Source organism: Streptomyces sp. NPDC043896 (assembly GCF_056435605.1).
Genome location: NZ_JBWKEE010000030.1, coordinates 20134 through 43758 on the forward strand (window position 1 = coordinate 20134; position 23625 = coordinate 43758).

At 72.9% G+C, this 23625-nt stretch carries 28 protein-coding genes, 1 tRNA gene and 1 pseudogene; 12 read left to right on the forward strand and 18 right to left on the reverse strand.

Annotated features, from left to right (window positions below; all coding sequences use genetic code 11):
* Nucleotides 1-184 precede the first annotated feature (184 nt).
* The 5 genes from AC069X_RS32750 to AC069X_RS32770 all read right to left on the reverse strand — a co-directional run bounded on the left by AC069X_RS32750 (nucleotide 185) and on the right by AC069X_RS32770 (nucleotide 4076).
* Complete coding sequence (locus AC069X_RS32750; protein ID WP_478734377.1) at nucleotides 185-1300, reverse strand: phosphoenolpyruvate carboxykinase (ATP); 1116 nt, start codon at nucleotides 1298-1300, stop codon at nucleotides 185-187.
* Nucleotides 1297-2202 carry a lactate/malate family dehydrogenase gene (locus AC069X_RS32755; protein WP_478734379.1) on the reverse strand — a complete coding sequence of 302 codons (906 nt, stop codon included), beginning with the start codon at nucleotides 2200-2202 and terminating at the stop codon, nucleotides 1297-1299. Before AC069X_RS32755 ends, AC069X_RS32750 begins: the two co-directional genes overlap by 4 nt.
* Nucleotides 2199-3350, reverse strand: coding sequence for a phosphotransferase (locus tag AC069X_RS32760; protein ID WP_478734381.1), 1152 nt, complete (start codon nucleotides 3348-3350; stop codon nucleotides 2199-2201). Before AC069X_RS32760 ends, AC069X_RS32755 begins: the two co-directional genes overlap by 4 nt.
* A gap of 118 nt (nucleotides 3351-3468) precedes the next feature.
* A complete protein-coding gene (locus tag AC069X_RS32765; protein WP_478734383.1) occupies nucleotides 3469-3651 on the reverse strand; it encodes a hypothetical protein in 183 nt (60 codons plus the stop codon).
* Complete coding sequence (locus AC069X_RS32770) at nucleotides 3651-4076, reverse strand: DUF6415 family natural product biosynthesis protein (protein WP_478734385.1); 426 nt, start codon at nucleotides 4074-4076, stop codon at nucleotides 3651-3653. The genes AC069X_RS32765 and AC069X_RS32770 overlap by 1 nt, the downstream gene beginning before the upstream one ends.
* 201 nt (nucleotides 4077-4277) lie before the next feature.
* Here AC069X_RS32770 and AC069X_RS32775 point away from each other — a divergent pair, with 201 nt between their 5' ends.
* The 3 genes from AC069X_RS32775 (at nucleotide 4278) to AC069X_RS32785 (ending at nucleotide 6377) form a co-directional block, all read left to right on the forward strand.
* Nucleotides 4278-5369 (forward strand): helix-turn-helix domain-containing protein, encoded by a 1092-nt coding sequence (locus tag AC069X_RS32775; protein ID WP_478734387.1) that lies wholly within the window; start codon nucleotides 4278-4280, stop codon nucleotides 5367-5369.
* Between the two features lie 23 nt (nucleotides 5370-5392).
* A complete protein-coding gene (locus tag AC069X_RS32780) occupies nucleotides 5393-5974 on the forward strand; it encodes an HD domain-containing protein (RefSeq protein ID WP_478734389.1) in 582 nt (193 codons plus the stop codon).
* A 91-nt stretch (nucleotides 5975-6065) separates the two neighbouring features.
* Nucleotides 6066-6377, forward strand: coding sequence for a DUF6087 family protein (locus tag AC069X_RS32785; RefSeq protein ID WP_478734391.1), 312 nt, complete (start codon nucleotides 6066-6068; stop codon nucleotides 6375-6377).
* Between the two features lie 73 nt (nucleotides 6378-6450).
* Here the strand turns inward: AC069X_RS32785 and AC069X_RS32790 are convergent, their stop codons facing one another.
* The 6 genes from AC069X_RS32790 to AC069X_RS32815 all read right to left on the reverse strand — a co-directional run bounded on the left by AC069X_RS32790 (nucleotide 6451) and on the right by AC069X_RS32815 (nucleotide 14214).
* Nucleotides 6451-6948 (reverse strand): NUDIX domain-containing protein, encoded by a 498-nt coding sequence (locus tag AC069X_RS32790; protein WP_478734393.1) that lies wholly within the window; start codon nucleotides 6946-6948, stop codon nucleotides 6451-6453.
* 216 nt (nucleotides 6949-7164) lie between these two features.
* On the reverse strand, nucleotides 7165-7527 hold the full coding sequence (locus tag AC069X_RS32795) for a MazG-like family protein (protein WP_478734395.1): 363 nt from the start codon (nucleotides 7525-7527) through the stop codon (nucleotides 7165-7167).
* 820 nt (nucleotides 7528-8347) lie between these two features.
* Entirely contained in the window at nucleotides 8348-8815 is a 468-nt protein-coding gene (locus AC069X_RS32800) for a hypothetical protein (protein ID WP_478734397.1), read from the reverse strand.
* Complete coding sequence (locus AC069X_RS32805) at nucleotides 8799-10979, reverse strand: site-specific integrase (RefSeq protein WP_478734399.1); 2181 nt, start codon at nucleotides 10977-10979, stop codon at nucleotides 8799-8801. The genes AC069X_RS32800 and AC069X_RS32805 overlap by 17 nt, the downstream gene beginning before the upstream one ends.
* A complete protein-coding gene (locus AC069X_RS32810) occupies nucleotides 10976-12709 on the reverse strand; it encodes a hypothetical protein (RefSeq protein ID WP_478734400.1) in 1734 nt (577 codons plus the stop codon). Before AC069X_RS32810 ends, AC069X_RS32805 begins: the two co-directional genes overlap by 4 nt.
* Nucleotides 12709-14214 carry a site-specific integrase gene (locus tag AC069X_RS32815; RefSeq protein ID WP_478734402.1) on the reverse strand — a complete coding sequence of 502 codons (1506 nt, stop codon included), beginning with the start codon at nucleotides 14212-14214 and terminating at the stop codon, nucleotides 12709-12711. The genes AC069X_RS32810 and AC069X_RS32815 overlap by 1 nt, the downstream gene beginning before the upstream one ends.
* Before the next feature lie 100 nt (nucleotides 14215-14314).
* On the opposite strand from AC069X_RS32815, the pseudogene AC069X_RS32820 reads away from it, so the two are divergent.
* From AC069X_RS32820 to AC069X_RS32830, 3 genes and pseudogenes are all read left to right on the forward strand, one after another.
* Nucleotides 14315-14662, forward strand: a pseudogene (locus AC069X_RS32820) (lactate utilisation protein LutB domain-containing protein); the annotation flags it as partial.
* Nucleotides 14659-15285 (forward strand): LutC/YkgG family protein, encoded by a 627-nt coding sequence (locus AC069X_RS32825; protein WP_478734404.1) that lies wholly within the window; start codon nucleotides 14659-14661, stop codon nucleotides 15283-15285. The pseudogene AC069X_RS32820 and the gene AC069X_RS32825, both read left to right, overlap by 4 nt.
* 4 nt (nucleotides 15286-15289) lie before the next feature.
* Nucleotides 15290-15679: a VOC family protein gene (locus AC069X_RS32830; protein WP_478734406.1), complete on the forward strand. Its 390-nt coding sequence runs from the start codon at nucleotides 15290-15292 to the stop codon at nucleotides 15677-15679.
* Here the strand turns inward: AC069X_RS32830 and AC069X_RS32835 are convergent.
* Nucleotides 15676-16161 (reverse strand): DUF309 domain-containing protein, encoded by a 486-nt coding sequence (locus AC069X_RS32835; RefSeq protein ID WP_478734408.1) that lies wholly within the window; start codon nucleotides 16159-16161, stop codon nucleotides 15676-15678. The genes AC069X_RS32830 and AC069X_RS32835 overlap by 4 nt on opposite strands.
* Before the next feature lie 118 nt (nucleotides 16162-16279).
* Here AC069X_RS32835 and AC069X_RS32840 point away from each other — a divergent pair.
* Nucleotides 16280-16353 (forward strand) — tRNA-Pro (locus tag AC069X_RS32840).
* Nucleotides 16354-16894: 541 nt separating this feature from the next.
* Here AC069X_RS32840 and AC069X_RS32845 read toward each other — a convergent pair.
* A complete protein-coding gene (locus tag AC069X_RS32845) occupies nucleotides 16895-18529 on the reverse strand; it encodes an amidohydrolase (RefSeq protein ID WP_478734410.1) in 1635 nt (544 codons plus the stop codon).
* A 95-nt stretch (nucleotides 18530-18624) separates the two neighbouring features.
* Here AC069X_RS32845 and AC069X_RS32850 point away from each other — a divergent pair, with 95 nt between their 5' ends.
* Nucleotides 18625-19410, forward strand: a complete 786-nt coding sequence (locus tag AC069X_RS32850) for a TetR/AcrR family transcriptional regulator (protein ID WP_478734412.1) — start codon at nucleotides 18625-18627, stop codon at nucleotides 19408-19410.
* Nucleotides 19411-19425: 15 nt separating this feature from the next.
* Here the strand turns inward: AC069X_RS32850 and rpsR are convergent, their stop codons facing one another.
* The 4 genes from rpsR to rpmG form a co-directional block, all read right to left on the reverse strand.
* Entirely contained in the window at nucleotides 19426-19662 is a 237-nt protein-coding gene (gene rpsR, locus AC069X_RS32855) for a 30S ribosomal protein S18 (protein WP_478734414.1), read from the reverse strand.
* A gap of 66 nt (nucleotides 19663-19728) precedes the next feature.
* Entirely contained in the window at nucleotides 19729-20871 is a 1143-nt protein-coding gene (locus tag AC069X_RS32860) for a CobW family GTP-binding protein (protein WP_478734416.1), read from the reverse strand.
* Complete coding sequence (locus AC069X_RS32865; protein ID WP_478734418.1) at nucleotides 20868-21116, reverse strand: type B 50S ribosomal protein L31; 249 nt, start codon at nucleotides 21114-21116, stop codon at nucleotides 20868-20870. The genes AC069X_RS32860 and AC069X_RS32865 overlap by 4 nt, the downstream gene beginning before the upstream one ends.
* A gap of 39 nt (nucleotides 21117-21155) precedes the next feature.
* Complete coding sequence (rpmG, locus tag AC069X_RS32870) at nucleotides 21156-21320, reverse strand: 50S ribosomal protein L33 (protein ID WP_030965493.1); 165 nt, start codon at nucleotides 21318-21320, stop codon at nucleotides 21156-21158.
* Nucleotides 21321-21389: 69 nt separating this feature from the next.
* Here rpmG and rpmB point away from each other — a divergent pair, with 69 nt between their 5' ends.
* From rpmB to AC069X_RS32885, 3 genes are all read left to right on the forward strand, one after another.
* Nucleotides 21390-21626 carry a 50S ribosomal protein L28 gene (gene rpmB, locus AC069X_RS32875; RefSeq protein ID WP_478734420.1) on the forward strand — a complete coding sequence of 79 codons (237 nt, stop codon included), beginning with the start codon at nucleotides 21390-21392 and terminating at the stop codon, nucleotides 21624-21626.
* Nucleotides 21626-21931, forward strand: a complete 306-nt coding sequence (gene rpsN, locus AC069X_RS32880) for a 30S ribosomal protein S14 (protein WP_478734422.1) — start codon at nucleotides 21626-21628, stop codon at nucleotides 21929-21931. Before rpmB ends, rpsN begins: the two co-directional genes overlap by 1 nt.
* Before the next feature lie 366 nt (nucleotides 21932-22297).
* Complete coding sequence (locus tag AC069X_RS32885; protein ID WP_478734424.1) at nucleotides 22298-22486, forward strand: hydrophobic protein; 189 nt, start codon at nucleotides 22298-22300, stop codon at nucleotides 22484-22486.
* Here AC069X_RS32885 and AC069X_RS32890 read toward each other — a convergent pair.
* Nucleotides 22407-22952 (reverse strand): type 1 glutamine amidotransferase domain-containing protein, encoded by a 546-nt coding sequence (locus AC069X_RS32890; protein ID WP_478734426.1) that lies wholly within the window; start codon nucleotides 22950-22952, stop codon nucleotides 22407-22409. The genes AC069X_RS32885 and AC069X_RS32890 overlap by 80 nt on opposite strands.
* A gap of 181 nt (nucleotides 22953-23133) precedes the next feature.
* On the opposite strand from AC069X_RS32890, the gene AC069X_RS32895 reads away from it, so the two are divergent.
* Entirely contained in the window at nucleotides 23134-23610 is a 477-nt protein-coding gene (locus AC069X_RS32895) for a flavin reductase family protein (protein ID WP_478734512.1), read from the forward strand.
* The last annotated feature ends 15 nt before the right edge of the window (nucleotides 23611-23625 follow it).

Genomic DNA, 23625 nt, shown 5'->3' on the forward strand with positions numbered 1-23625 from the left:
CGGCGGGCGCCGGTCCGGGTGGTACAGCCCCAGGGCGAGGGGACGCGGCCTTCACGGGGGAAGACCGGGCCATCGTCCCCGCCCGGGGCAGCTCCTGTGGGGGTTACGGCCGAAGCCGGGCCCCTTCCGCGGCAGGTGCTGTAGAGCACCTGCGCCGGCGGATGTGCTTCAGATCCTTCGCCGGTCAGCTGGTGGCGAGTTCGGCCAGGAACTCGGCGTTCGCCTTCGGGTCGTGCCCGAGCCGCACGTTGTCGCGCGGGAGGGCGGCGAGGGCGGCGGTCAGGTCGTCGGCGGGGCCGGTGGTGGGCGGGGTGAGGCGGAAGACGTCGGGGTAGCGGTCCTCGGTGCCCTCGGTGAAGAAGTCGTCCGCGTCGAGCTGGCGGCCCTCGCCGACCCGGGCGGGGGCCTGGTCGGGGTCGATGTGGGGGAAGACGATGCGGGCGGCGGTGCCCTCGGTGGCCAGGGTCAGCCCGAGCCACGTCACGAGCTGGTCGGGGAAGAACTGCGGCTTGAGCTCCTTCCCGGCCTTGTTGCGGATGGGCAGGCGGCCGCCGTCCAGGAGGGCCTGGGTGACGCGGGGGTGCTGGGTGGGGTGGAGCTGCTGGCCGTCCAGAACGCGGGCGCGTACGTCGTCGTAGAAGCCGACGGCGTCGAGGAACCCGAGGCCGATGGCGGCGGCCGACGGCCACGGCCGCACCTGCACGGCACCGTTGGGGCCGGTGCGGACGAACACGCGGTCGTTGGCCAGGAGCCCCCACCCGGCCCGCGCCAGCAGCAGCGCGGTCGTGGTCTTCCCGGCGCCCTTCGGCCCCAGCGTCAGGACGGTCTCCCCGTCGCGGACGGCCGCCGACGCGTGGAGGATCGTCCACCCGTCCCCGAGGAGGCGGGCCCGGACGAGCTCGCGGGCCAGGCGGGCGGCGGCCGTGGCCACCGCGACCTCCTCGACGCCCAGGACGTGCATCTCGCCCGCCTCGTACTGGTAGGCAAGGCGCTCGTCGGGCTGCACGGCCGTCGTGCGGGTGCCGTCGCTCGCGTGGAGCATCACGGCGTTCGCGTACAGGCTCTCCTCGTGGTCGGCGCCGGTCACCCGGGCCGTCAGCTCGGCGACCGCGTCGGCGTCGATGTTCGCCTCCACGATCGGCAAGGTGACCGGCAGCACCTCGCCGGCCGCGGTGGCGTCCATCACCTTCGCGTTCCACCAGGGGCCGAAGTAGCGGCGCGACCAGTCGGCGACCGGCTCGCTGTCGCTGGACACGGTGACGTGGGCGTCGGCGGCGGTGATCTGTACGGCGTGCGTCATGCGGGGGCTCCTTGCAGGTGGTGGGCGATCGACTGGCATGCGGCGTTGGTCTTGTGTTCGGCGGCGGCCAGGAGGCGGCGTTCGCCGGGGTCGAGCTGGGGCAGGCGCACGGTGGGGCGGCCCCGGGTGAAGTGGACGGGCAGGCCGAGCTGGGCGCCGTGGTGGTCCACGGACAGCTCCACCACCCCGTCCTCACGCCCCAGGCTGTGTGTCAGGGCGGCCAGGACGGCGCCTGCGGGCCCGGAGCGGCCCCGGCCGATCCCGGCGTTGATCCGGCGCGGCCGGTCGCGCAGGGCGGCGCGTACGGCCGCCACGGGCACCCGGGCGGTGCGGCCCCGGACGCGGGTGGTGGAGGCGCACAGCACGGCGGCGTCGCCGTGCTCGCCGATCACCTGGCCCTCGACGTCCTCGACGGGCACCGCGAGCTGCCGGGCGAGAGCCAGACGGTAGCGGGCGGAGTCGGTGGCTGACCCGATCCCGAAGACCCGCTCCATCCCGCTGGCACGTTGCAGGAGCCAGCTCATCGGGTCCACAGGGTTGGTCACCACGACGGCCGTTCCGGCGTACCCGGCCAGCTGGCGGCCGATCGCCGTGATCAGCGGCGCGTTCGCGTCCAGCCCGGCCATCCGCACGTCGCGGCCCCGGGTGTTGGTGAACTTCGCCCGGGGGCAGACCACGACGGCCGCGCAGTCGTGCATGTCGGCGACGGTCGCGGTCTCCGCCCGCACGGGCGAGGCGGTGATCTGGGCCATGTCCTCCAGATCGGTGACCAGGCCCTCCGCCGAGCCGGGGCTGCCGGACGCGACCAGCAGGCGCCCGCACCATCCGGCGGCGACCAGGAGGGCGCCCACGGTCTGGCCGACGGCCCCGGCGCCGATGATCCCCACGCTCGGGCCGGTCATCGTCCGGCCGCCGTCGTCGCGTTGTCCAACGCGAGGCGCCACACCGCACGCCCGTCCAGGGTCATGGACGCCAGCAGGGCGGAGATCCGGTCGAGCATCGTGCACACCGGCCCGGCGTTCGCCACGAGCGCGGAGGCGGTCTCCGGGAGCGGCAGGCCGGGCGGCGCCGTCAGGTAGGTCGTCAAGATGTTCACGGTGTCCATCAGCCAGAGCACCGCGAGCTGCCGCAGGTAGGCGGCCCGCTCCGCCGGGCTGTGCCGGTAGGACTGGTGGTCGGTGAACTCGCTGATCCCGCGCAGGACAGCGGCCGGGCCGGGGGCGGCCGGGGGCTGGGCGACCAGGGCCAGGACGGTGCGGGAGATCAGCTTGGCGACGTCCACGGCCGGATGCCCCGGCGCCAGCCCCGGGTCGAGGAACACCGGTTGTCCGTCGGGCCCGTCGGGGAAGGTGACGTGCTCCGGCTTCAAGTCGCCGTAGACCACCCCGTGCCCGTACGTACCGGCCAGCCGCACCCGCCGCAGCCGGTCCACCACCGTCGCGAGGACTGGCGCGTGCTCACCCGTCAGCGACAGGTACGTGGACCCGGAGATCCCGTTGAACTTCCGGCCGAACGTCCCCTGAACCGACCGCTCCCGGATCGCGGAGCCGCCCACGGCGGCGGCGACGGCCGGGGCCTGCAGGGCGGCCAGCGCGCCGACGGCGGCCGTCATCAGCGCGGCCGTGCGGTGCGGCTCCTTCGCGACGATCTCGCCCAGGGACAGGCCCGGCACCGGCTCGGTGAACAGGACTCCGGCCGCGACACCTGCGACTGGCGCCGCCGCCAGCCCGGCCCCGGCCAGCAGCCGGTACTGGGCGGCCTCCCGCTCCAGCAGGGCCCCCGGCGTCGATAAGTACGCGGCCTGCTTCGCCCTCACCTCCGGCCAGCTGCCGTGCGTACCGCGCAGCACCGACGCCAGGGAGACCCCCAGCAGGGACACCTTCGCGAACACCGGCCGCCCCCCGGCCTCCAGCCGCTGCACGTACCCGGTCACCGAGGGGACGTGCGGGCCCATGACGACGGGCCGGTCCGGCCACAAGGCGGCGGCCGTCTCCTCGATGCGGTCACGGGCGTAGGCGAAGACGTCGTCCGCCTGGATCGTGTCGGGCACGGCAAGCTCCTCGGGAGGTGAGGTGGAGCACGGGGGCCGGCGAGGTGCTGTTGGGCACCTGCCGCGGATGGGGACTCCGGTGCCCGGCGCCTGGCGGCAGGCCGGGGACCGGAGCGGTCTACGCGGGCCCGTCGTCCGGGGTGCGGTCCGAAACGGTGACGGGCAGCGCGAGGTGGTGGGCGTCGTCGGTGATCTCGTCGTGGCCGATGACGCCGAGCAGAGCGAAGCCGGTAAGAACGGCCGACCACCAGGTCAGCGCGACGACGACCTCGCCGTTGACGTGCAGGCGGTGGCGGCCCATCAGCAGGCCGCCCGCAGTAACGGGCCGGGCCGCACCCGCGCGGCGGCGCGGCCGTCGGCGGCGTACCGGGCGAGGTACTGGGCGGACTTGGCCAGAAGTCGCAGGCTGGCCACGGGGTCATCTCCGGGCTTCTTCGCCAGCTCACGGGCGTAGCGGACGGTCCGCAGGGCGGTGTCACGTGGCCGGGAACCGCCCATCGTCGCGGCGAACGCTTCGGCCGGGTCGGCCAAGGCCCGGATGTGGCCGCGCAGGCTCTCCCGGACCGCTCGGGCCGCGTCCCCAGAAGGCGCGGTGTCGGCGAGCGCGAGCGCGAGCTCCACGTCCCGGGCGACGTCCCCGGTCGAGATGAGCGGGAGCACCTTGGCCGGCGAGGTGTCGCAGGTCCTTGCGTGATGCGGCTCGGAAGGTGTTGCCGTTCGGTGCATGTGCGCGCTCCTGATGACGGGGGTGATCCGTTCGAGGGTTGCTGCGCCGCGCCCCGGACATGCGGGGCCAGTGCGGTACACGGCGTGCCCGGGGCGAGGGAAGTCCGGCTCCTGCTGCACGGATTGACCGTACGGACGGCCGTGGTGCGGTAGGACTGACTGTGGGTACGAGTTCGGCAGCGACCTGCCCCAGGGGGCGTCATGACCACCAACGGCACGTCCCGGCCCTCGCGTTCGGGATTCATCAGCGGCTTCGTGCTGCGCACGGCCCGCGAGTCGATCCCCGCCACCCAGCAGGGTCTGGCCGAACTCCTCGCCGTGGACCTCGCCACCGTGCAGGGCTGGGAGTCCGGCCGCCGCCCGCTGGCCAACATCAAGGCCGGGCTACTCACCGCGATGCGGCGCCGCCTGGCCATCCTCGGGGCCGACCCGGGAGTCCTCGGGCTCCTCGACGCAGCCATGGACGCCGACCGGATCGTGACGGCCTGCCTCGACCCCGCCGCCGACTCCCACCCGCTCGGGGAGTGGGTCCACACCCGCGACACCACGCACATGCTGGCCTGGGCCCTCACCGGCACCCCGCCGCCGCCCCTGGCCGCGCGCGTCAGCCGCCCCAGGCGCGGCCCCGTGCCAGCAGCACCCCTCCTCGGACCAGGCGAGAAGGAGATCCTGTTCGACTACCTGCGCCGCACCGCCGAGAGCGCCAAGCGCACCGACCCCCAAGGCATCCTGCTGCACCGACAAGCCCTCTACCTGGCCTCCTACGACCGCACCCCGCAGGCCCGCGCCTGGACCGCGCAGACCCTCCACGCCCGCCGCGACGTCCTGGCCCGCCACGGCTGGAGCCCCCAGTGGGCCGAAGCCCGCTCCACCGCCACCGCCCTCGCCCGCCTCGGCGACCCCGTCCCGCTGTGGGACTTCATCGAACGGGCCATAGCCGACAACGACGATGGCGAGGCCGCGAACCTGAACTACTGGGCGTACTGGCTCGGAGTGGCCCGCCAGCCGCAGGCCGACGACACGTTCATGCGCGACCGGGCCCTGACCGGCTGGGACCCTGTCGCCCTGCTGCGGGCCCTCGCCGACGGCATGCACCTCGCCCCCGGCTACATCGACCTGTACGCCCACTCGCTGTGGGCGCTCCTGGAGGTCCACCCCTGGCTCCCCCGGGCCCTGCCCCAGGTCGCCGCATCGCTGCGCGCCCGCACCGACAGCCTCCTCGAGGACGGCGTCATCTCCCAGAGATCCAGACGCGAACTCGGCGCCCTCCGCTACGTTTTACGACAGAACTGATGATCCGAACCGGAGGTCACCGCATGGCAGACGAGACGGCGAACGCGCAGGGCACCGCCGAATTCCTCTTCGAGATGGGCGTCCTCAAGAACGCGAAGCGGACCGGCTGGTGGTTCACCGGGAACAACAACCCCGAGTCGATCGCCGAGCACTCGTTTCGCGTGGGGATCATCGGCTCCGTCCTGGCCATGATGGAAGGCGCCGACGCGGGCAAGGTCGCCCTGATGTGCCTCTTCCACGACACTCAGGAAACCCGGATCGGGGACATCCCTCACATCGGCCGCCGCTACATCCAGGCCGCCAGCAACCAGACCGTCACCGCCGACCAGGTCTCCGCCACCCACCCCGCCGTCAAGGCCGGAGTCCAGCGGGTCGTGGACGAGTACGAGACCGGCTCCAGCCTCGAAGTCCTCGTCGCGCACGACGCCGACAAGCTCGAATGCCTCGTCCAGGCCGTCGAATACCGAGCCCAGGGCTACAGCGAGGTCCAGGACTGGATCGACACCTCGATCGCGAGCCTCAAGACGCCCTCCGCGCAGGCTCTCGCCGAAGCAGCGCTGTCGATGTCCCCGCTCCAGTGGCGCCGCACGTTCCTGGGCCGCTGACCTCCACCCGCGGCAGGTGATCCGGAGCACCTGCGCCGGCGAAGGCGCTTTCGGTCACCTTCGCCCGCGCAGGGTGGAAGGCTGTGGGCGCATGGACGACGAACCCCTTGAGGAGTGGGCCCTTCGGTGGCTGAGCCGCCAGGCGGGCCGCGTGGGCGAGATCCGCGCCATCCCCATGACCGGCCGCGAGGGCGAGGTCCGGGCCGCGCACGTCAACCCGCAGGCGCCCCGGCTGATGGTCCGTTGGGACGGCTACCAGTGGACAGCGATAGGGCTAGCGGCCGACTACGCCGCCGCCCAGCGCATTCTGCACCCCGCTCCGTCGCCTGAGCCTCAGGACCTCCAGCTCCCGCCGTCGAAGAAGAAGCCGGGCCGTCACCGCAAGCCCCCGGCCACGACCTGACCCGCGGCAGGTGACGGGAAGCACCTCGCCGGCGCGCGTGCTGCCCGTCACCTCGACCGGCTGGCGGTCCGGGTCAGCGTTGGTAGTAGGAGACGCGTCCGGTGATCCGGGCGTTGTGGATGGCCTGGAGGTGGTGGCGGGCGTATCCCCGGTCGCGAGGCATGATCTCCCCCCACTCGTCGATGGTATGGACCTGGACCTCGGAGTGCTCCTCCCGGTCCAGGACGATGTTCGAGATCTGCTCGTCCGTGAGGGCGCCCCCGTCGAAGACGAACCCGATGTGGTTCGCGGGCCACGCCGCGCCCCGGTCCTTGATGAACTCCACCCCGAGGAGCTTCTGCTCGCCCGCGAAGGCGATACCGGTCTCCTCCATGCACTCGCGCAGCGCACACTCCCACGGGTTCTCGCCCGGGTCCATGTTCCCGCCGGGCCAGTGCCAGACGTCGGGGTTGCGGACATCGCGGAGCTGGACGGGCCGCTGTCGGGTGTCGGTGAAGTACAGGCAGGCGTACGAGGTCGCGCGCGCGATGGTCTGGACGTACTCGCCGGGCGGCAGCCATTCACGGGCCATGGGGTCGTCTCCTCCTGTTGAAACCAGCGGATGGCACGTCCCCATCTCACCGGGGGACGTGCCATCCAGCTCCGGACTCCCCGGGGCGGGGACAGCCTCACACCACCGGCGGCGGACCGGGGCAGGTTCGACGAGATACGCCCGGAGGTGATCGAGAGCACCGCGGCCGGCGAGGTGCTGTCGAGCACCTTTCGCGGTGTCGGACGGTCGCAGCCGCTACGTCTCCTGCGAGCCGGGGGCGGAGTGCGGATCGGTGGGCAGGAACTTGGCGGCCTTGATGCGGAGCTGGTCGGCGAAGTAGGCGGGGGCGTCCGGCCGCATCCGGGCGAGCGCGACGAGCGCGGTGATCGCGACATCGGCGACCTCATCGTGCACGTCGTCCCATGCGTGGGTGACGCCGCCCTTGCGCGGGTTGGTGCCCCACACCCCGACCACGGCCTGTGAGGCCTCTCCGGCTTCCTCGCTGATCTTCATGACTTGCAGGGTGTGCGACAGCTCCGGGGCCATCCCCCGGGCGGCGTCGCCCTCGTTGAACAGAGCCGCCAGGTCCGTCAACTTCTCCCAGATGTCCTTCTCCACGCCGTCCCTCGTCCTTCCTCCGAACCGACGGTTGGCCCGCTCCCGTAACGCCCGGGAGCGGGCCAACCGCCCCGGGATGGCCCGGGGCGGAGACAGCCTCACAGGCCCCGGACCGGCCGGGGACGCGTTCGCGGAGAAACGTCCGAAGGTGGTCCGGAGCACCTTGGCCGGCCCGCGTGCTCCCGCTCACCTTCGGGTGAAGGCCGGGTGATCGGGCCCCGGGCAGGGGCGGGGGCCCGTACGGTGCCGGGGCGTCTTGCGCGCGTCCTTCCCGGGTCGGCCTCTTGGGCTGCCGCCTCGCGGGGGGCGGCAGCCGCCGGGAGAGTCCCGGTCGCCGTCTGCCCCGGCAAGGAGGACGGCTGTGGGGCGTCATGCACGGGAGCGCACGCCCACGGGGGTCGTACGGCTTCGCAGGCTGTGGTGTTGGTCGAGGCGGGTGCTCACGGTGGTGGGCGCGGTGCTGACGGCGGCCAGAGTGGCGGAGTGGGCGGCCCGGTGGGCAGAGAGCTTCGATCGTCCGTAACGGTCGAAGTTCCCCCGCGCGCCTGCGCGATGGCCCCGCTGGGAGTTGACGCCTCCTGGCGGGGCTTCATGGTCCCACGGGCCGGGCCGCCCCGGGCCTGCTTCTCGTGGGCCCGTGACGAGTCGAATCTATAGTTATCTCAGTAGCAAGGGTGTCAGCTGACGGGAAACCCTCACCCCCGCGAGGGAACGAAGGTGACGCGCAGCACCACCGCCGGCGCAGGTGCTCTCCAGCACCTGCCGCGGACGGCACCATGAGAGCGGGGCCCGCCCACCTTGTCCGGCGGGCCCCACCCCCTCACCTCCCCGGCCGCAGCGTCCGCACGTTCTGCGGCACGTCAGCCGCCTCCCGCAACCGCTCGATCAACTCCCGCTGCGCCGCGATCTGCGACACCGCCCGCACCCGAAACGCCCGCAGCTCCACCAGCTCCGCTTCCTGCTTGCGCAGCCGCTCTCGCAGGGCCCCCTCCACGTCCTTCTGCCGGGCGATCTGCGCCTGACGCGGGTCCGGGATCGTCCCGGCCTCCGCGAGGGCGGCACGGCGCCGCTCGAACTCCTCCGCGAGGTGCTGGTACAGGCCCGGCCGCTGCCCGCCGTCCCGGTCGGGCTTACCGTAGAACAGGGTCCGGCTCACCCCGGACTCCCGGGCCAACGTCGCCAGATCGACCTTGCCGCCCGGCGGCAGCTCCCCGCGCAGCATCCGGTCCATCGCGGCCCGGATCGCTTCCTCCGCCTGACGGCGGCCCTCTTCACTGATCTTGGGCATGGTGCTCTCCGTCCCGCGCCGCCAAGGCGCCGTCGATCTCGTCCAGGACCCGGCGGCCCCGGTCCAGGTCAGCCTGAGCCCGCGCGCGGGCCTCCTTCTGGGGCCGGGGGATAGCCCGGATCATCGCTGTGAGCGCGTCCACGTTCGCCGCCCACACCGGCCGGTGCTCCTCGTGATGGGTCGCCTGCGGACACCGCGCCGAGTCACACATCATGGCCAGTGGCTGGGACGCCTTCGGGTTGCCCGCGAGCTTCTGACACAGCGCCTTCGACGGGTCCTTGAACCAGCAGAAGTTCGCCGCTGCCACGTGCAGGAACTTCGACTGCTGCCGCAGCAGGTTCACCAACCGCGTCTCGCTGTCGATGATCGTCGCGGCCGTGGCGGCGTGGTCGGCGAGGTCGGAGTCGATGTGCTCGAACGCGTCGATCAGGTCCCGGGCCCCCGGGCCGGTCGGCAGCCGCCCGGCCCGGTACTCCTCCCACGCCTGCCGCGTCAGCGCGAGCCGGTGTTCCTCCTCCGCCTCCCGGACCTCCGCCAGGAAGATGGCCTGAGCGCCGCCGGGCCGATGGGTGTAGCCCTCGGTGGTCACCACCGACAGGTGCTTGAGCTGGACCTTCGCGGCCAACAGCCCGCCGGGCCGTTGCGCGAGCGCGATGGCCAGCGTCCGCCGCAGCATCCGGAAGGTGATCGGCCCATCCGGGATCGGCGCCAGCCCGAGCCGCTGACCGGCCGGGCCGTTGACCCACTGGTGGAGGCCCTGGATCTCGTAGCTTGCGGCGCGTCGTGCGAACACCCGCTCATCGGGTCCGCACTTCGTCAGCCGTGCGGCGAGGCGGACTGCGGTGTGGACGACCTCGACCACGGTCCACTCCTCACGGATGAACTGGCCGGGCCGCTGGCGCTTCACGAGCCGTCCGGCCAGCTTGTACCGGGTGGTGCCCCGCAGTCCGGTCACAGGCTGCATACAGCTGTTGCCGGTCAGCTCAAGAAGCTCGCTGCGTCGCATACCGCTGAGGGCCGCGACGACGACCATGCACGCGGAAACGGCGAGAGTGTGGAGAGCGCGCAGGTCCCTGTCCCACATCGGCCCCGCCCACGGAATCTCACGGTCCGAGTCGCCGGGTGCGGGCACCAGGGCAGGATTGCGGCCGTACGGTGCTGCGACTCCGACGGCAGCCACGGCGTCGAGGAGCCACGGGCGGATGACGGCATCCGTTTGCTTGGTCGGCCTGTGGACTTTGAGGCCCGGGAGGAGCGCGCGCAGGGAGACATCCATGAGCGGGCCTCCGCCATCCCAAGCCCGGCTGCCGGGTCGCCGCCTAGGCGTACGAGGGTCCGAGCTGGGCAGAGGTTCACCGGCGCGCACGTGCTGCTCCAGGCGCGCGCGCAAGAGTTCGGGGATGGAGCGTTCCTCCGTAGCAGGGGCGTCATTGGCGGACGTGAAGGCATCCCACTCGTCCGCGATGTACGGACCGAGAACCTCCACGATGTAGAGGGCTGCGGCCAGCAAGGGCTGCATGATGGTGTCGGGCACCGGAGGGGTGTTGTTGCCCCGGAAAGTGGAGTACCCGGTGATCGCCCAGGGTGAGACCCCGCCCCACGGTAGGAACCCGGGCCGGTAGGAGTCGCCGCTGAACAACTCGGCGTAGTGCCCGAGATAGATGACCGGCGCGATGATGAATGCCAGCGAGCTGGACGCGCGGAGCGTCCCTTTGGCCGTGTAGGACCGGTGGTGCATGTACGCGTCGCAGTGGCCCTGCTGGACTTGTTCCAGCGAGGTAATGCCGTGTGTGGTCAGGTAGTTCAGCCACTTGACGAGATCACGGAACAGCCCGTTCGCGGTGATCGGAGCCTTGGGGACGCGGAAGGCGTGGGCCAGCTCGGCGACGGCCTGGTGCTGAGGCGCCATGAGCGCGAGGGTCTGCTCCTTGGCGACGATCCGCCAGGCCGGGTTCTTGATGCTGGTGAAGTCGAAGCGAAGCTGCGAGGGGACGATGTGGGCGGCGGCGTCGGCGTAGTCGAGGAACCAGTTGTCATCCTCGAATCGGACGGGGAGAGCACCTGGCGAGGGTCGCAGGCCGATCTCGGCGAACACGTCGGTACCGGCGAACACCCGCGGCGAGGTGCCGGAGAGCACACGGCCGGCGGAGGTGCTGTCCCTCACAGCGATGCCTCCTCTGGCCGCAAGGGCAGCTCGGCGTCGGTGTCGAGCACCGCGCCCGCCGCCGCGTCCAGCACGCGCTGGTCGAAGCGAGGCAGGATCTCGGTGTCGAGCCGGTCGGAGTATGGGCCGAACACGGTCAGGAAGTCGCTGGTGGTCATGGCCCGTGCCTGCCGGGAGAAGTACGCCTTCCATCGCAGCAGGTTGGGCGCGTGGCGGGGGAGGAACACCGCCAGAGGGCACAGCAGGCACACGTGCGGCCGGGCCGGGCACGGTTTGCCCTTCGGGCCGTGGAGACCGGCCAGCATGTCGGAGCACGTCGCGGTGAACACGTCCTGGCTCCCGCCTAGCAGATGCCGCATCCGGGCCTCGTCCACGCCCAGAGTGTGGGCTGTTTCTGGCTGGTCTCGGACGAAGTCGGCCGCGTCGTCGTCGCTCAGGACGACGGGCTTGCGCGCGCGTCGGCTGACGTCACCGATGGCGTCGGAGATGATCTCCTCGACCGCGTCGCGGCGGGCGGGCGTCGTCGGGCTCAGGTAGTGGTGGGCTTCCACTTGCGCGGTGTGATTGGGGTCGATCGGCCGTACCGATCCCGCCCATGGGAGGCTTTCTCCGCGCCGGTTGAGGAAGGTGTTGCGGACCCTGCCGCTGTGGTGGCTCAACGGGCTTCCATCGTCGGCGAGCACGCCCAACTCGGCGGTGAGTGCGGCCCTGGCTTTGGCGTTCCACGTGGCCCGCCCAAGGGGCCCGATGAGCTGTTGGCCGATGCGGAAGATCCGCGTCACGCTGTAGATCCACAGCATGTCGTGGTGGTCGGTCCCCTCCGCATGGCGACGTAGCGGCCCGGACAGGTCGAGCCAGTCGGACAGGACGGTGATCGCCTTACGTGGCAGGTTCGCCGACTCCGGGCCGGTGCGCCCCTTCACATAGTCGAGCAGGAGCGTCTTGTCACCGGCCCAGTGGAGGTCTGCCAGGCCCAGTGCGCTCAGTCCGTCGGCGACGATGCCGCTGTGGACGCCCAAGAGCATCCGGTAGGCGTACGTCACTGGGGCCGTCGGGTAGAGGGCGTCACGCCACGCGCTGACGGCGTTTTGGTTCGCTTCGGTGGTGGGCAAGTCGAGGCTTCGGAGCACCGGGAGCGGAAGTAGGGGACCGTCGGCGAGCAGCTTCGCCGTAACGGCGTCCAGGCCCGTCCCGCCCCGTGCGGCTGCCGCCAAGGCGGCGTCGTGGCGCTTGCGGGCTCGGCTGACGTATGCCTCCAGCGCGGCGGTGAGCGCTGTCCACTCGGTGTCGGTGTACGGCTGGTGCGGAGCACCCTTGGGCCTCGATGTGCCCTTGAGGGACCTGCCGTGCAGGTGCGCGCGAAGGGACGGCTCCAGAGCGCCGAACGTATCGTCGTAGCCACGCAGCATGGCGCGGGTGATCCGCTCCATCACCCAGTTGTTGGCCAACCAGAGGCGGACCATCTGGGGTCGCGTGAGATCGCGGGCCCGGCCGGTGAACCCCTCTTCGGTGAGAGCCCGGACCATCTGACGCAGGTACGTTCCGTACTGCCGGAACGTCGCCACGGAGGCCACGGGGCCGTAGGGGTGGACGCAGCTGACGAGCCCTTCGGCCAGATCGTTGACCAGTCTCACGTTGGTGAGATCGCCGAAGGTGATGACGGTCTGGTCGCCGTTGGGGAAGGAGGCTTCGATCCGGGGCGGCGGCCCGTAGTGGTACTCGGCGGGCATCAGGCGTCCTCGAATTCGGTATCGGCCTCGGCCTGCGCCGCCGAGAGCCCGCGTCGGCGCAGCGTCGCGGCGTAGATGTCGCGGTGGATGCGGTGGATGTCCAGGCGCGAGACGTATAGCTCCGTCGTGGTGACGCTCGCATGCCCTAGGAGGTCCCGCAGCAGCACGATCGGTTCCCGCGAGCGCAGCAGGTCGAGCATGTAGGGGTCCACGTCGAGGTGGTCGATGACCTGACCCTCGGCCCTGTAGTGGCCGGTCACCAGCTTCGCCAGCGTGGCCATGGCGAAGCTGTGCCGGGCGGTGTGCGGGCTGACCATCGGGAACCGGGGCTCGTACATGCGCCGGATGCGTTCGGAGGTCCGCCGGAACACCGTCGCCCACGCGGTGAACGGGTCGCCGGTGCTCTGGAGGGACAGCAGCGCGGGGGCGCCTTCGGGCGTCACCAGCCGCAGCCGTTCACCCGTGGACAGGACGCGCCAGGAGCGGCGCAGGCCGTTGATGCGGCCGCCTTCCCAGTCGGACGCGCTGATGTGCAGCGGCTCGGTGAGGTGATGTGGAGCACCGCGGCCGGCGGTGTGCTCTGCGTCCTGGCGGCGGGCGGCGGCGCGGTCGGCGGCCAGGGGCCGCTCCAGCCCCATGTACTGGTGGACCTGCGTCAGCGGGTCGTACTCGATCCACGTGGTGCGCGCGATGTTCCCCTTGGTGATGGGCCCGGGAAGGGGGAACCAGGTGGGGATAGCCGTGCGGCGGCGGGGGAGGTCCGGGATCTCGTAGGTGAGGAGATGGGTGAACTCCTCGCTTCGCGCGCCGGTGCCGAAGGCGAGGTGGCCGACGGCGGCGTTGCGGCCGAGCTGTCGGCCCGCGTAGCCGGGCTCGGGGTCGCCGTCGGGGTTGAGCCCAGCAAGGGCCCGCAGGAACAGCCGGGTGAAGTCGGGCTCGAGGTACTTGATCCGCGCATGGGCGGACGGCCTGCGCACGGAGGCGGTGTTGCGGACGGTGGCAACCGGCCCGGCCTCGGTGTAGCGGGTGCCCATGACCTGGGTGAAGGGCATCTGCGTGCAGTGGCCCTCGCTCATCGCCCACTGGTAGAAGCCCGTGATGCTGGCGATCCGGACGTTCCACGTGGAGCCCTCCCACCGGGCCTCCAGCGGCCCCCCGGGCAGTCGGTACGCGGCGAACGCGGCCAGCGCAGAACGTAGTTCGTTCCGGGTGCCGAACGGGTCCACGCCCCTTTCCGACAGGAACTCCAGCCAGTGGAGCAGGGCGGTGGCGTTGTTCTTCCAGGTGTGCGGGGAACGGGCCGACCGACCAGAGGCGAAGCGGCCACCGCCGCCGGTCGGCAGGCGGCGAAGCCACTGGTTGACGACGGCCACCGGGCGAAGGCGCCCGTCGTCCTCGAAGACCAGGTCGTCGTCGTAGAGCACGGGCATGCCATCGGGAATCAGGGGCTCGTGGTGGAGTCCCCAGTCCTCCCATCCCGCGCTGGAGTAGTAACCGATATGCATGATTCGAACGTACGTTCCCTACGGGAGTGACTGCAACGGATTGTTGAGGTGATCGTCCGCACTGCATTCCCCATAGAGACACGACAGTTGTGCACGGATTGCCTGCTATGAGGTCTGCCCCGTCGCCATCGACATCCCCGAGGTCCTCGTGCACCTGCGCGAACGCGTGGTCCAGGGCGGCCCCGTGACCCGCGAGGGCGTCCGCGTCCGCATCCGGCCCGCCCACGGCCACACCGCCGAACGGGCCGCCATGCGCGCCGCCCGGCTCCTCCTCGACCACCCCGGCGCCGTGCGCGCCGGGGAACGGCTGCTGTCCCGCGCCCGCCGGCTGCGCCCGCGCCGGCTCCCGGGACCGGGCCGCGCCTGGACCGACACCCGCGAACTGCCCGACATCCCGGCGGAATCCTTCCGCGACTGGTGGCTCCGAGAACGGGGGACCCGAGGTTGACCTCCAAGGACCGCGTCCTGGCCCGCATCCGGCGGGCCAACGCACAGGCCCCGGACGCTCCCGCCGTCCCCCGGGACTACCTCCGCGTCCACGGCGACCGCACCCCGGCCGAGACCGCCGCCCTCCTGGCCGCCAACCTCACCGAGTACCGGGCCAGGGTCCACCGCACGGACGAAGCCGGCCTCCCGCCGCTCCTCGCCCGGCTGCTCGCAGCCTCCCGCACGGTGCTCGTACCGCCGGCCCTGCCCCCGCACTGGCTGGCGTCCACCACCGCGGCCCGCGTCGAGGACCGGCCGGACTCCACCCCGTACGACCTGGACCGCGTCGACAGCGTCGTCACCGGCTGCGCCCTGGCCATCGCCGAGACCGGCACCATCGTCCTCGACGGCGGCCCCGACCAGGGCCGGCGCCGCATCACCCTCGTCCCGGACCACCACGTCTGCGTGGTCCGCGTGCCCGGCCAGCTCGTGGACTCCGTACCGCAGGCCCTCGGACGCCTCGACCCGGCCCGCCCGCTGACCTGGATCTCCGGCCCCTCCGCCACCAGCGACATCGAACTCGACCGGGTGGAAGGCGTACACGGCCCCCGCACCCTGGAGGTCGTCCTCCTCGGCGCACAATAGCCGCATGCCATCCCACATCGCCCTGACCGCCCTCGTGGTCCACGACTACGACGAAGCCATCGACTTCTACACCCGCGCCCTCGGCTTCGAACTCGCCGAGGACACCGCCCGCCCGGACGGATCCCGCTGGGTCGTGGTCCGCCCGCCCGGAGCCAAGGAGTCCGCCCTGCTGCTCGCCCGCGCCAAGGACGAGGCCCAGCGCTCCCGCGTCGGCGACCAGACCGGCGGCCGCGTCGGCTTCTTCCTCTACACCGCCGACTTCGCCGCCGACCACGCCCGGATGACCGCCGAGGGCGTCCGCTTCCTGGAGGAGCCTCGCCACGAGCCGTACGGCTCCGTCGCCGTCTTCGAGGACCTCTACGGCAACCGCTGGGACCTCCTCCAGCCCGCCTAGGTCCCTGGGGTCCCCGTCAGCCGGGGGGCCTCGGCCGCCGCGTCGACCCGTTCCCCGGCCTCCACCCGCCCGGCCAGCTCCCGGGCCCACCGCACCAGCCCCGCCACGTCGATCCCGTACGCGTCCCCGCGCCCGGCCAGGGCCCCGGCACCCCGCAGCAGCAGCCGCGCCCCGCCGACGGAGTTCCCCCGCGCGGCGTGCGTCAGCCCCACCGCCAGCTGCGCCAGTCCCCGCCACAGGCCGGCGTCCTCGGGGGGCCCGGACTTCCACGCGTCCTCGAACACCTCGTGCGCGTGGAAGGGCATCCCGGCGTCCAGCAGCCCCTGAGCCTCCGCCACCGTCCGCTCCGGGGCGCGCACCACCCCCTCGGGCTGCCGCGCCACCCCCTCGACCCCGTACGGCAGCGGCCGCCCGAGCCCGTCCCGCGGCCGCGCACTGCGTGCCCGCCCCTCACCGTCCCGGTCGCGTTCCCGTTCCCTCACACGGCCATCCTCCCCCGCGCCGATTACCCGTGCACACGCACCCCTCTGCGTGGGGTAATGTTCTGCATGTGCCCGGCACGAGGGGGAAACCCCAGGTGAGGGGCACAAAGCAAGGCAACGGGACGTGGCGCAGCTTGGTAGCGCACTTGACTGGGGGTCAAGGGGTCGCAGGTTCAAATCCTGTCGTCCCGACTGTGCATTCCGCACGTCGGAGGCCGTTCTCTCATCGATGAGAGAACGGCCTTTCCTGCGTCCGGGGCCATGGTGGCCGTGGCGACGCCGCCGGATCCGGACAGGCATCCGCACCCCGCCGTGGGACTTCCCCGTCCCGCGGGAGGCGCTGGCTCCGGCCAGGGGGCGGGCGTGCCCGCACGACCCGAGCCGCTTACCCGCAACGGCCGTTCGGGCTCTGCTGAACCTGCGGCGCGTGCCCGCTGCTGCTCAGGACCACCACCGTGCCCCGGGTCGTGTGCCGACGACGGGGCTGAGGGCGGGCGCGGCCACGTCGCCCGGGCGGGCGCCGGGGACGAAGTCCGTCCACGCGCCGCTGAGGGCCGTCGGCTCGGGGATGGGGCGACCGTGGCCGCGTTGCACCGTACGGACCAGGTCTCGCCCCCGGGCCCGTTGAGGGACGGCAGGCCGACCTCGAACCAGCCCGGGTACTTGGGCTCGGCGTAGAGCTCGCGCCCGGCGCGGATGGCGAACGGATCGGGGCGTCATCGGTACGGTCCGCTCAGTCCGAGTGCACGAGCCGGCCGCCGACGTAGGTCCGCTCCACCCTGGCCTCCGCGATCTCCTCGGCGGGCGCCGTGAGGATGTCGCGGTCCAGGACGACCAGGTCGGCGAGGTTGCCGACGCGCAGGCTGCCCGCGTCGTCGTGGCCGTTCACATGGGCGGCCCCGGCGGTGTACGCGGCCAGCGCGGTCGGCAGGTCGATCCGCTGCTCGGGGTAGAAGGTCCGGCCGTCCCCGGCCCCGGGCTCCCGGCGGTTCACGGCCACGTGCAGGCCCGCCAGGGGATCGGGGCTGCTCACCGGCCAGTCGCTGCCCGCGACGAGGGTCGCGCCGGCCCGGACCAGGTCGCCGAACGGGTACTGCCAGGCGGCACGTTCCGGGCCCAGGAACGGAATGGTCAGCTCGTCCATCTGGGGCTCGTGGGCCGCCCACAGCGGCTGGATGTTGGCCAGGGCACCGAGCGCGGCGAAGCGGGTGAGGTCCTCGGGGTGGACGACCTGGAGGTGGGCGAGGTGGTGGCGGTTGCCCCGGTGCCCGTTGGCGGCCACCGCCGCCCCGACCGCGTCGAGGGCCTCGCGCACGGCCCGGTCGCCGAGGGCGTGGAAGTGCACCTGGAAACCGAGGGCGTCGAGCTCCGTCACGTACCCGCGCAGCGCGCCCGGCTCGACGAAGCTCAGGCCGCTGTTGGCGGTGGCGCAGCCGCAGCCGTCCAGGTAGGGAGAGGTCATGGCGGCGGTGAAGTTCTCCGCGACACCGTCCTGCATGATCTTCACGGAGGTCGCGCGGAACCGTCCGGCCCGCAGCTTCTCGCGCCGGGCCACCAGTTCGGGGATCTGCTCGGCGCCCCGCGCCCGGTCCCACCAGAGCGCCCCGGTCACCCGCGCCGTGAGCGAGCCGCTCTCCGCCGCGGTCATGTACGCGTCCGAGGGGTCGGGCCGGCCGCCCAGCTCCCCGAGCATCGCGTCCTGCCAGCCCGTGATGCCGAGGGAGTGGAGCAGCTCCTGGGCCCGCAGCAGCCCGGCGAGGAGTTCCGCCGGCGTGGTCGGCGGCAGCAGCCGGCCGACCAGCGAGGTGGCGCCCTCCTGGAGCATGCCGCTCGGGGTGCCGTCCGGCTCCCGCTCGATCCGGCCGTCGGCGGGGTCGGGGGTGGCGGCGGTGATCCCGGCGAGTTCGAGCGCCCGCGTGTTGGCCCAGGCACCGTGGTGGTCCCGGTTGGCCAGGAGGACCGGGCGGTCGGGGACGACGGAGTCGAGCAGCTGCCGGGTCGGCAGTCCGCCCTCGAAGCTCTCCATCGACCAGCCGCCGCCGGTGATCCACTCCCGGTCGGGGTGCGCGTCCGCGTACGCGCGGACCAGCGCGAGGCAGTCGTCCGCGTCGACCGTCCCGGTCAGGTCGCACTCGGCCAGCTCCACCCCGGCGACGACCGGATGGACGTGGGCGTCCTGGAAGCCGGGGACCAGCAGCTTCCCCGTCAGGTCGACCACCTCGGTGCCGGGGCCCACGAGTTCGCGCACCTCGTCGTGGCCGACGGCCGCGATCCTGTCGCCGACGACGGCGAGCGAGGTCGCCCGTGTACGGGCCGGGTCCACCGTGAAGACGGGCCCGCGGGTGAAGACCAGATCGGCCTTGGGCATTCGAAAGCTCCAGAGCGTGAGGCGACAGGGGGGTGGCCGCCATGGAAGCGCCAAGGGCGTTTACACGTCAATGGTGTTGACGTAAGGTCCCGGCCATGTCCGAACGTGTCACCCCCGAAGACAGGCGCCGGCGCCGGAGGCCCACCAAGCAGGGCGCGGTCCTCTCGGAGCAGCTCATCGTCGAGACGGCGCTGCGGCTGGTCGCCCAGCACGGCGCGGACGCGCTGTCCGTACGCAGACTGGGAGCCGCGCTCGGCGCCGATCCGAGCGCGCTCTACCGCTACTTCCACAACACCGACGCCCTCCTCCTGGCCCTCGCGGACGAGATGATCGGCAGGGCGCAGGAGGGCTGGCGGGCGACCGGGGACTGGCGGGAGGACCTGCGCTCGATGGGCCTGCGGATCCACGCCTGCTACCTGTCCCACCCGCAGGCGGCCGTCCTCGGCGCGTACCGCACCACGGGACGCCCCCACGAGACCCGGGCCGTGGAGCGGATCCTCGGCATCCTCCGCACGGCGGGCTTCCCGGACGCCCTGGCAGTCCGCGCCTACCACGCGTTCGTCGACCAGGCCCTGGCCTTCGCCGCGCAGGACGCCGCCGCGCTCGCCCTGCCGAAGGCCGCCCGCGAGGCGGACGAGGCGGTCTGGAACTCGGTCTACGGCAGGCTGCCGGCCGAGACCCACCCGCACATCGCGGCGTCCTTCCCGCTGCTCGCCGCCGACATGCGCGACAGCGGCTACCCCTTCGCCCTGGAGCTGATGCTCGCCGCGCTGGCAGCGCTCCACCCGGCCGGGCCCGGCGCCGCGGGTCCCCGCCCTGCCGGTCGCGGCGCGGCGGCCGACAGGGGTGTGCGGGCCGCGGAGGGCGGCCGCGTCGCCTGACGCCCGGCCGGACCCCTACCGGGTGCCGTAGGGGAGCAGGGCCATCTCGCGGGCGTTCTTGATCGCGGCGGCGAGCTGCCGCTGCTGCTGGGCGGTGACGCGCGTGACGCGGCGGCTGCGGATCTTGCCGCGGTCGGAGACGAACTTCCGCAGCAGGTCGGTGTCCTTGTAGTCGATGAAGGTGATCCCCGCCGCATCCAGCGGGTTGGGACGGGACTTGAGCGGCTTGTGCGGGTCCTGGCGGCGGGGCATACGGGGTTCCTTGTCGGGTCGGACCGATCGTGACGGGTCGTCAGGTTCGGCGGGGGCGTGCGGAGTTCAGGAGACGGGGTCGAGGAGCGAGTCGAAGGCGGCCGGGAGGGACTTCCAGCCCTCCGGTCCCGCCGCGTACTCGGCGTCGGTGAGCAGGCAGGATTCGAGGAGCCGCTCCAGGCCCTGGCGGTCGAGGCCGGGCGAGGTGAAGACCAGGTGCTGGCAGCAGTCGCCGTGGTCGGGGTGCCAGTCGAGCGAGGCCGCCGCCCTGCGCATCGGGGGGACCAGCTCCCAGGCGGCGTCCGGCAGGGAGGCCAGCCAGGGGCCGGCGTTCTCCACGCACAGGGCGCCGCCCGCGGCGTCCCAGGCCAGCAGGGTGTCGGGCCGGTCGGCGAGCCAGAAGCGGCCGCGGCTGCGGGCGGCCGCGCAGCAGAGGTCCTCCAGTGCGTCGTAGAGCCGCTCGGGGTGGAAGGGCCGGCGCCGGTGCCAGACGAAGGTGGTGACCCCCGCCTCGTCGGCGTCCTGGGGGAGCAGGGCGCAGGCCGGGTGCTGGGCGGCGTCCGCGGCTTCCAGGTCGAAGCCGGCGAAGGCCGCCCGCGCCAGCTCGCCGGACCCGGCCGGCACCCGGCGGGCCGTCGGGTGGAGCTGCGCCAGCAGGGCGAGGTCCTCGTCGTCGGCGTCCTCGCTGTCGACGACGGCCAGCACGGGCGCGTACTCCAACTGCCGGGCCCAGGTGTCCCCGACGGTGCGCTGGTCCGCGGCGGCCGCCGCGAGGCCCGCCTCCGCGAGGTCGTCGCCGTTGACGAGGCAGGGCAGGACGAGCGCCGGGTCCACCGCGGTGATCACGCCGGTGAGGTCGAGTACGCCGGCGCCGTGGGCGCTGACCACCTGGGCCATGGCCCTGGGCTCGACGGAGTCCCACAGCTCGACGACGGCCAGCCGCGTCAGACCGCTGCCGGCCAGACGCTCCAGCTCCGGGACCAGGTCCTCGCGCAGCGCGCAGCACGCGCAGTCGTTGACGAGGGGGGTCTCCCCCCGGGACAGCTCGCCCGAGGCGTCGCGTATGACGCGCAGCACCGTTCCCCGCGCCGCGGTGGCGAGGTCGTGGTGGAGGGCGACGCTGCCGGGGACGGTGTCCAGCAGCCGCTGCACCACCTCCCTGCGCGCGTCGGAGTGGAGGCCGCAGACGATGACGACGGGCAGGGTCACGCCGTGCTCCCGTACCGGCGCCGGAAGCGCTCGACGCGGCCGGCGGTGTCCATGACGCGGGCGGTGCCGGTGTAGAAGGGGTGGCTCCGCGAGGAGATCTCCACGTCGATGACGGGGTAGGTGTTGCCGTCCTCCCACTCGACCGTCTTGTCGCTGGTGGCGGTCGAGCGGGTGAGGAAGGCGAAGTCGGCGGCCTTGTCGCGGAAGACGACGGGGCCGTAGGCGGGGTGGATTCCGGGCTTCACGGGGTGTCCTTCGGGCAGTTGGGGGGGCGGGGGCGGGGGTCAGCGCTCTTCGCGGAAGTCGACGTGCCGGCGGACCACCGGGTCGAACTTGCGCAGCACCATGCGGTCCGGATCGTTCCGCCGGTTCTTGCGGGTGACGTAGGTGTAGCCGGTGCCGGCGGTGGAGCGCAGCTTGATGACCGGGCGTACTTCGTTGCGTGCCATGCCGCTACTATACGGGAATGGAAATCGTTTCCAATAACCACCTCCCAGCAGAGAGGGGCAGGTAGCACCTTGTCCGCGCACTGCCAGCTGACCGGCGCCAAGCCCGGTTTCGGCAACCACATCTCCCACTCGCACCGGCGCACCCCGCGCCGCTTCGACCCCAACATCCAGCGCAAGCGCTACTGGCTGCCGAGCGAGGGGCGCCACGTCGCCCTGACCCTGAGCGCGAAGGCGATCAAGACCGTCGACGTCATCGGCGTCGAGGCCGCCGTGGCCCGGATCCGGGCCCGCGGGGTGAAGGTCTGATGGCCAAGAAGAGCAAGATCGCGCAGAACGAGAAGCGCAAGGCGATCGTCGAGCGGTACGCGGCGAGGCGCGCCACCCTCAAGGAGATCCTCCGCAGGCCCTCCTCCACGGAGGCCGAGCGGGCGGCGGCTCTGGCGGAGCTGTCCCGGCAGCCCCGCGACGCGAGCGCGACCCGCGTGCGCAACCGGGACGGGGTGGACGGCCGGCCCCGCGGCCACCTGCGGAAGTTCGGCCTCTCCCGCGTCAGGATGCGCGAGCAGGCGCACGCCGGACTCCTGCCCGGAGTCACCAAGTCGTCCTGGTAGCAGCCGGAGCGGAACCGCACGGGCCCACACCTCCGGCGGGGTGTGGGCCCGCGTGCGTTCCGCGGAGGGAACGGACCCGGTCAGTCGGGGGGCTCCGGGACCGGTTCCTCCGGGTTGCCGTCCGGCGGGCCGGACGGACGGTGCGGGGGATCGTCCGGCCGGGGGTCGCGGGGGACCGGCTCCGGTCCGGAGGGCACCGGCTCGGGGCCCTCCGGCGGCGGCGGGCTCGGATGCGTCACCGTCACTCACCTCTCTTCCGGCGGACCTGACCCGGGCACGGGGCGGGCGGTGCGGGGCGGTCGCCCCGTACGCGGGCCTCCGGTCCCCGGACGCCGCTTCCCGGCCGTCCCGTCCCGGAGGCGGGTCATGGTTCCGCTGCTTCTGGTCCTGCTGCTGATTCTGCTGCTCTTCGGTGCGGGTTTCGCCGTGGAGGTGCTCGTGCCCGCCGCCGTCCGGGTGACGCGGGCCGGCACGTTCAGGCCTGCGCGGGCCGGTCGAACTCCCGCAGGACGGCGGCGCAGAAGACGTCCAGGTCGTCCGGCTTGCGGCTGGTGACCAGCGTCGCCGGGGCCGCCCGGCAGACCCGGACCGGCTCGTCCACCCAGATGCCGCCCGCGTTGCGGATGTCGGTGGCCAGGCTCGGCCACGAGGTCAGGGTCCGGCCGCGTACGACATCGGCCTCCACCAGCGTCCACGGAGCGTGGCAGATGGCCGCGACCGGCTTGCCCGCGGTGAAGAAGCTCCGGACGAAGCCCACGGCCCGGTCGTCCGTCCGCAGGGCGTCGGGGTTGGCGAGCCCGCCGGGCAGCACCAGGGCGTCGAAGGCGTCGGACGTGTCCCCGGCGAGCACGTGGTCGACGGTGAAACGGCCGGCCCTGTCGAGGTGGTCGAAGGCCTGCACCCGCCCCGGCTCGGTCGAGACCAGCCGCGGATTCCAGCCGGCCCCCTCCACGGCCTTCCACGGCCCGGTGAGTTCCACTTCCTCGACGCCTTCGGGCGCGGTCAGAAAGGCGATGCGCACCGAATCCACCTCCTCCGGCTCGTACGGGTTGCGCGGACCCCCCGCGCCTGCCCGGACACGGGCCGCCCAAGCACGCACCATGGGGGAGGACGGCCGCGCGGCCCGCGCGGCCCGGAAGCCCCGGAGGCGCCCCGTGACGGACAGCGACGACCGTGGGACCGCCCCCGTGCCGGTGCCCGCCATGGACGCCTTCGCCGACCTGCTGGACGGCGCGATGTACGTGGTCACCGCCGCCTCCGGCGGGAGACGGGCCGGCTGCCTGGTCGGCTTCGCCTCCCAGTGCTCGATCCGCCCGCCGCGCTTCGTGGTCTGGCTGTCGACCGCGAACCACACGTACGGAGTGGCCCGCGCGGCCGGCCACCTCACCGTGCACGTCCTCGGCCGGGAGCAGCGGGCCCTGGCGGAGCTCTTCGGCGGGGAGACCGGGGACGCTGTGGACAAGTTCGCCCGGACCGGCTGGCGGCCCGGCCGGGACGGCAGCCCCGTGCTGGCCGGCGTACCGCTCTGGTTCACCGGTTCGGTCGAGGAGGTCGTCGCCGTGGGCGGGGACCACGTGGGCTTCGTACTGTCCCCCGTGGAGGCGGGCGGCGGGCCCCCCACGGCCGGCCCGCTGCGCTACGGCGCCGTCCGCGATCTGGAGGCCGGACACCCCGCCTGACCGGGCCGGGGGACG